Raw genomic sequence first — 6,976 nt, forward strand, 5'->3', positions numbered from 1 at the left:
CCTTGTGGGAGAGGGAGGGGCCCGCTCGGCGTCAGCCGAGTGGGAGGGTGAGGGGGCTGAGGCTTTCGATCCGAGCCTCGCTCCCCCTCACCCTTCCGCGCCTTCGGCGCTCCCTCCCTCTCCCACAGGGGGAGAGGGAAATGGGGCCACCCTCCGCGAGCTTGCGCTCGACGCCATCGCCCGCACGCGGTGGGTGCCCGCGCGGGCGGAAAACCGGATCAGATCGATGGTCGAGGGCCGCCCGGATTGGGTGATCAGCCGCCAGCGAGCGTGGGGGGTGCCGATCGCGCTCTACGTCCACCGGCGCACGGGCGCGTATCTCAACGATCCCGCGGTCAACGCGCGCATCCTCGCTGCTTTCCGCGAGGGCGGGGCGGATGCGTGGTTCACCGCGGATCACCGGACGCTGCTCGGGTCCGACTACGACCTCGCCGATTACGAGCCGCAGCAGGACATTCTCGACGTGTGGTTCGACAGCGGCTCCACCCACGCCTTCGTCGTCGAGGCGCGCTATGGCGAGGGGACGAGGGCGGACCTGTATGTCGAGGGATCGGACCAGCATCGCGGCTGGTTCCAGTCCTCGCTGCTGGAGAGCTGCGGCACGCGCGGGCGGGCGCCCTATGATGCGGTGCTGACCCATGGCTTCGCCCTGGACGACAAGGGGCGAAAGATGTCCAAGTCGCTCGGCAACGTCGTCGATCCGCTCAAGATCATCGGCGAGAGCGGCGCGGACATTCTCCGCATGTGGGTCGCCTCCACCGACTATTTCGAGGACGTGCGGATCGGCAAGAATGCGCTCGGCGGGGCGTCGGATTCGTATCGCAAGCTGCGCAACACCTTCCGCTACCTGCTCGGCGCGCTCGACGGGTACAGCGATGCCGAGGCGCTGCCGGTGGCGGAATGGCCGGAGCTGGAGCGGTACGTGCTCCACCTCCTCCACGCGCTCGACCGCGAACTGCGCGCGGCGGCGGATAGCTATGAGTTCGGCCGCTACATGCGGGCGCTGACCGATTTCGCCAACGAGGACCTGTCGGCGTTCTTCTTCGATATCCGCAAGGATTCGCTCTATTGCGACGCGCCGGGCGATCCCAAGCGGCGGGCGTACCGGACGCTGCTGGATGTGCTGTTCCACGCGCTGGTGCGCTATGCCGCGCCGGTCATTTGCTTCACCGCCGAGGAGGTGTGGCAGGCGCGCTACCCGAGCGAAGACGGGTCGGTGCACTTCCTGGAATGGCCCGAACTGCCGGCCGAGGCGGCGGAGGACGTCGCCGCGCGCTGGTTGGAAGTGCGGCGTTTGCGCGAGCGGGTGACCGAGGCGATCGAGCCGCTGCGCCGCGAGAAGACGGTGCGCTCCAGCCTGGAGGCGGAGGTGACCGTGCCCGAAGCACCGCTGTTGCCGGACGCGCTGGCGGAGGTGTTCATTGTCGCCAAGGTGGAGACCGCGCCCGAGGTGAGCGTGACGCGCACCGATTATGACAAGTGCGGCCGCTGCTGGCGGCACTTGCCCGAGGTGGTGGACGGCGGCCTGTGCGACCGCTGCGCCTCGGTGGTGGAGGTGGCGGCGTGAGGGTGCCCGCGCTGGGCCTTTCCGTAGCCGTCGTCCTGTTCGTGGCCGATCAGTTGGTGAAGTGGCTGGTCACCGGCCCGCTCGGCATCGCCGCTTTGGGCGACGTCCACACCATCCTGCCGATCTTCGACCTGCGCTTCGTCCCCAACGTCGGGGTGTCGCTGGGGCTGTTCGCGGCAACCAGCGACACCACGCGCTGGCTGCTGGTCGCCTTCACCGGGGCGATCGCGGCGGGGGTGCTGGTGTGGCTGTGGCGCGAACAGGCGCGTTGGGACCAGATCGCGCTGGGGCTGGTGCTGGGCGGCGCGCTGGGCAACATTCTGGATCGTGTCCGGCTCGGCTATGTGGTGGACTATGCTGACCTGCACCTCGGCGAGTGGCGGCCATTCCTGGTCTTCAACGTCGCCGATGCGGCGATTACGATCGGCGTGCTGATTTTGCTGGCGCGCGCGCTGTTCACGCGCGACAAGCCCGCCGCACCGGCCAAGGCGGATGCGGCAGCGGTTTCGGAGGAAGTGAATGCGTAACGTCGTCCTGATCTGCGGCCTCGGCCTGGCGCTCACCGCCTGCGGCCACCGCGGCTTCGATCGCGACCGGCCGGACGAGTTCGCGGTCGCGCGCCAGGCGCCGCTGGTGATCCCGCCCGACTTCTCGCTGGTCCCGCCGCAGCCGGGTGCCGCACGCACCCAGACGACGACGGGTCAGGACCAGACGCTGGAGGCGCTGTTCGGGCCGGATGCGGCGCGCAGCGCGGCGGAGCGTGGCGCGCTGAACCAGGCGGGTGCCGGCTCGGGCACCGAAGTGGGCGTGCGCAGCAATGTCGGCGACCCGCAGACCAATGTGGTCGACAAGGGTCAGACCACCAGCGCGATCGTCGCGGCGCCCGAGGGTGACAATCCCGAGGCGCAGACCAGCGCGCCGCAGTAACGCCGCGCGGGGAGTGCACCCCCGCGTCAGACAAATCTGGAAGCGCGGCCCCTCGCCGGGTCGCGTTTCCGTGCGTCTGCTGCGGGCCGGCGCGGATGTCCCGCAACTGTCATAGAGCGCGCCTAGGCGGCCCCGAAAGACAAAAGGGGTTCCCATGCATCGCAGTTCCGTGTTCGCGACGATCGCCGTCGCCTGCCTCGCCACGCCCGTGCTTGCGCAGGAAGCGCCGCCGGCGGACGTGGGCGCGGACATCGTCGTCACCGCCCAGCTGCGCGAGCAGGACGCGCTCGACGTGCCGATCGCGGTGACCGCGGTGACCGACGACCAGATCAAGCGGCTGGGCCTCAACGAGTTCGAGCAGGTCGCGCGCTTCGTGCCGGGCTTCTCCGTGCAGAACCAGTCGCCCAACAATCCCGGCTTCGTGGTGCGCGGCATCACCTCCGACAGCGGCAGCGCGTTCAACGAGCCGCGCGTCTCGGTCTATCAGGACGGCGTCTCGATCGCCAAGTCGCGCGGCTCCTACGTCGAGTTGTTCGACATCGAGCGGGTCGAGGTGGCGAAGGGGCCGCAGTCGACGCTGTACGGCCGCGGCGCGCTGATCGGCGCGGTGAACGTGGTGCAGAGCAAGGCCAATCCCGACGCGGTCGAGGGCTATGCGCGTGGCAGCTACGGCAATTACAACGCCTGGCTGGCCGAAGGCATGATCAACCTGCCGACCGGTGACGGCGGCGCGATCCGCCTGGCGGGCCGCGTGCGCGAGCGCGACGGCTATGTCGACAACCTGCTGGGCGGGCGCGACTTCAACTCGGCGCGGACCTGGGCGGTGCGCGCCAGCGTCCACCAGGAGATCGGCCCGGTCAGCCTCGACATCATCGGCAATTACCAGAAGGACACGCCCGCGGGCACCGCCTTCAAGTCGATCGCCTATCGCCCGACCGATCCGGTCACCGGCGAGGTGATCGGCGATGCGGGCCGCAACAGCGGCGCGGCGCTGGCGCCGGGCGCGGGCTTCGAGGGCGGGCGGCCGCTGGGTCTGCGCCGCGAGGTCGGCGGCGCGACCGGCATCGCCAACTGGGAGTTCTCCGACGCGCTGCGGCTGACCTCCATCACCGCCTATCGCGAGTTCGACGCGCTGGAGATCTTCGACGCGGACGGCATCTCACTGCCCGTACTGACGGCGGCCGAGGATGCGCACGGCAACCAGTTCAGCCAGGAGCTGCGGCTGACCTATGAGGCCGGCCCGCTCACCGCCTTCGTCGGCGGCAGCTATTTCTTCGAGGACGGTTACCAGCGCACGCCGGCGCAGTTCGACGAGCGCGTGCTGCTGGCGCGGCTGACCGGCCAGCTCGCCGGGCCGATCCCCGGCCGCCCCGCCACCGATCCGGCGCCGCTCGCCGTGTTCGGCAACACCGCCTTCACCGGCGCTTTGCTCCAGGGCGTCGCCGCCGCCCGCGGGCTGGCGCTACCGGCGGCACAGGCGCAGGCGATCGCCGCCAACCTGCGCGGCGACTATCTGGAAACCAGCACCAACCGCGCGCGCACCAACGCTTTCGACGTGTTCGGCGACGTGACGTTTCGGATCACCGATCGGTTCGAGATCGGCGCGGGCCTGCGCTACACGCGCGACGACAAGTATAGCGGGTTCAGCTCGGCGGTGGTCAACGGCCGCTCGGTGCTGGGCGGGCTGATCGGCGCGCTGTCGCAGCCGGCGGCGGTGCGCGACGCGCTGCTGGGCGCTTTGGCGGTGCCGGGCGCGCCGTTCATCCCCACGTCGGCCACTTATCCGGTGCCGCCGTTCGGCCTGGGCGCGCAGCCCACCGCGGGCAATGGCGGCATCGACAGCGCCGATCTCGACAATGACGGCTTCTCATGGCGTGCGCTCGCCCGTTACGAGGTGTCGCCCTCGGCCAGCCTCTACGCCAGCTACGCGCGCGGCCGCCGCCCGGCGATCCTGACCGCGGCGGCGCCCCCCGCCCCGCTCGGCGCGGCGCGGCTGAACGTGTTGCCCGAGGAGACGGTGGACAGCTGGGAGCTGGGTGCCAAGACCGCGACGCTCGGTCGCCGGCTGTTCGTCGACGGATCGGTGTTCTACTACAAGTATCGCAACTTCCAGACGACCGAGCAGCAGGGGACGATCTTCGTCACCACCAATGCCGGCCGCGCCGAGAGCTACGGCTTCGAGGGGCAGATGCGCTGGGTGCCGACCGACGCCATCACCGCCTTCGCCACTTATGCCTACAACCACAGCCGCTTCAAATCGGGCGTACGCGACGGCAACCGCTTCCGCCTGTCGCCCGACCATGCCGCCTCCTTCGGCGCGATCGTGGGCGTGCCGCTGGGCGCGGACGCGGGCCGCATCACGCTGACCCCCAGCGTCACCTGGCAGAGCCGCGTCTTCTTCGATGACGACAACGACCGGGCGGTGCTCCAGGCGCAGGGACTGGTGCCGGACAACGTGCGCGACGAGTTCCAGAACGGCTATGCGCTGGTCAATGCGCGCCTGGGCTATGAGAGCCCCGCCGGCTGGCAGATCGAGGCGTTCGTGGAGAATGCCTTCGACAAGAGCTATATCAACGATGCCGGCAACACCGGCGACGGCCTGGGCCTGCCGACCTTCATCGCCGGCAACCCGCGCTTCTACGGTGTCGCCGCCACCTTCCGGTTCGGAGGCCGCTGATGCGCATCACCCGTCGTTCCGCGCTCGGCCTGGTCGGCGCCGGCGCGCTCGCCCCCGCGGTCGCCGCCGAGCGGCCCCAGGCGGCGATCGCCTTTCGCCACGGGATCGCCAGCGGCGATCCGACCGCGCGGGGCGCGATCCTGTGGACGCGGGTGACGCCGCCGGCCGGGCACCAGGCACCGGTGGCGGTCGAGTGGCAGGTCGCCGAGCTTGCCGGCGGCGCGGTGGCGGAGCGCGGCCGGGCGGATGCGCGGGCGGCACGCGACTATACCGTCAAGGTCGAGCCGACCAAGCTCAAGCCCGGCCATGACTATCGCTATTGGTTCGAGGCGGCGGGCGTCCGCTCTCCCGAAGGCCGGTTCCGGACACTGCCGGAGGGCAAGGTCGCCGACCTGACGCTGGCGGTGGTGTCGTGCCAGCTCTACGCGGGCGGGCTGTTCAACGCCTATGACGCGATCGCGAAGCTGGAGCGGCTCGACGCGATCGTCCACCTCGGCGACTATATCTACGAATATGGCCGCGACGGCTATGGTGCCGAGATCGCCGCCAAGCTGGGCCGTCAGGTCGAGCCGCCGCACGAGATCGTTACGCTGGCCGACTATCGCACCCGCCACGCGCAGTACAAAACCGACCCCGACCTCCAGGCGGCGCACGCCCGCGCCGCGATGATCGCGGTGTGGGACGATCACGAGACCACCAACGACAGTTTCCGCGAAGGCGCGCAGAACCACCAGCCCGAGACCGAAGGGGATTGGGCGAAGCGCAAGGCCGCTGCGATGCAGGCCTATTTCGAATGGATGCCGATCCGCGATCCGCAGCCGGGCCGACCGTGGGAAGCGATCAACCGCACCTTCCAGTTCGGTGACCTCGCCACGCTGGCGATGGTGGAAACGCGGCTGCTCGCGCGCAGCCAACAGGCCGAGTTCAAGGGCGCGACGCCCGACCCCGCCGCCTTCGCCGCGGTGCTGGCGGAGCGCAACCGGCCCGATCGCGAGCTGCTGGGCGAGGCGCAGCGCGCCTGGCTGGAGGGCGAGCTCGCCGCCTCGGTCAAGGCGGGGCGGCCGTGGCAGGTGCTCGGCAACCAGGTGGTGATGGCGCGCGTGCCCGGCCCCGATCTTGAAAAGCTGCTGCTGCCCGAGCAGCGCGCGATGCTGGGCCAGCTGCCCGGCGCGATCGCAGCGCGGGTGATGGCGGCGCAGGCCTCGTACAAGGCGGGCCTGCCCTTCAACCTCGACAGCTGGGACGGCTATCCCGCCGCGCGCGAGCGGCTGTACCAGAGCTTCCACCGCGCCGGATCACGCCCGCTGGTGCTTTCGGGCGACAGCCACGCCTTCTGGGCGAATGCGCTCGCCGACGAACAGGGCAAGGCGGTGGGCTCGGAATTCGGCACGTCGGCTGTCTCCAGCCCGTCCGTCGGCGATTCGCTGCCACAGGTGCCGCTCGGCACCTTCCTGGAGAAGTCCGGCGAGGAAGTGCAGTTCTGCGACCAGCGCGCCAAGGGCTTCATCCTGCTGGAATTGACGCCGGAGCGCGCCTCGGCGGACTATCGCGCTGTGTCGACCATCTTCGCCAAGCCCTATGCGGTGCAGTCGCTCGCCCGCTTCGAGGTCGATGCCGCGTCGGGGACGATGCGCAGGGCGTGAGTACGGCTCCGGCGCAACATCGCGCCGGAGCGGCCCGCCCGACGGACGGCACCTGCCTGAATGTCGATGATGGCGACCGCCGTCGCTGGTGACCCCTACGGGACTCGAACCCGTGTTTTCGCCGTGAGAGGGCGACGTCCTAGACCGCTAGACGAAGGGGCC

At 70.2% G+C, this 6,976-nt stretch carries 5 protein-coding genes and 1 tRNA gene; 5 read left to right on the top strand and 1 reads right to left on the bottom strand.

Annotated features, from left to right (window positions below):
• From ACFDTH_RS16640 to ACFDTH_RS16660, 5 genes are all read left to right on the top strand, one after another.
• Nucleotides 1-1,567: class I tRNA ligase family protein (locus ACFDTH_RS16640; RefSeq protein WP_375288680.1), on the top strand; the 1,567-nt coding region annotated here is incomplete at its 5' end.
• Nucleotides 1,564-2,094, top strand: coding sequence for a signal peptidase II (gene lspA / locus ACFDTH_RS16645; RefSeq protein ID WP_375288681.1), 531 nt, complete (start codon nucleotides 1,564-1,566; stop codon nucleotides 2,092-2,094). The genes ACFDTH_RS16640 and lspA, both read left to right, overlap by 4 nt.
• Nucleotides 2,087-2,494, top strand: a complete 408-nt coding sequence (locus tag ACFDTH_RS16650; protein WP_375288682.1) for a DUF3035 domain-containing protein — start codon at nucleotides 2,087-2,089, stop codon at nucleotides 2,492-2,494. The genes lspA and ACFDTH_RS16650 overlap by 8 nt, the downstream gene beginning before the upstream one ends.
• Before the next feature lie 154 nt (nucleotides 2,495-2,648).
• Nucleotides 2,649-5,171: a TonB-dependent receptor gene (locus tag ACFDTH_RS16655; protein ID WP_375288683.1), complete on the top strand. Its 2,523-nt coding sequence runs from the start codon at nucleotides 2,649-2,651 to the stop codon at nucleotides 5,169-5,171.
• Nucleotides 5,171-6,814: an alkaline phosphatase D family protein gene (locus ACFDTH_RS16660; protein ID WP_375288684.1), complete on the top strand. Its 1,644-nt coding sequence runs from the start codon at nucleotides 5,171-5,173 to the stop codon at nucleotides 6,812-6,814. The genes ACFDTH_RS16655 and ACFDTH_RS16660 overlap by 1 nt, the downstream gene beginning before the upstream one ends.
• Nucleotides 6,815-6,900: 86 nt before the next feature.
• Here the strand turns inward: ACFDTH_RS16660 and ACFDTH_RS16665 are convergent.
• Nucleotides 6,901-6,976, bottom strand: a tRNA-Glu gene (locus tag ACFDTH_RS16665).

The sequence above is a fragment of the Sphingomonas sp. genome (assembly GCF_042096255.1).
GTDB lineage: Bacteria > Pseudomonadota > Alphaproteobacteria > Sphingomonadales > Sphingomonadaceae > Sphingomonas.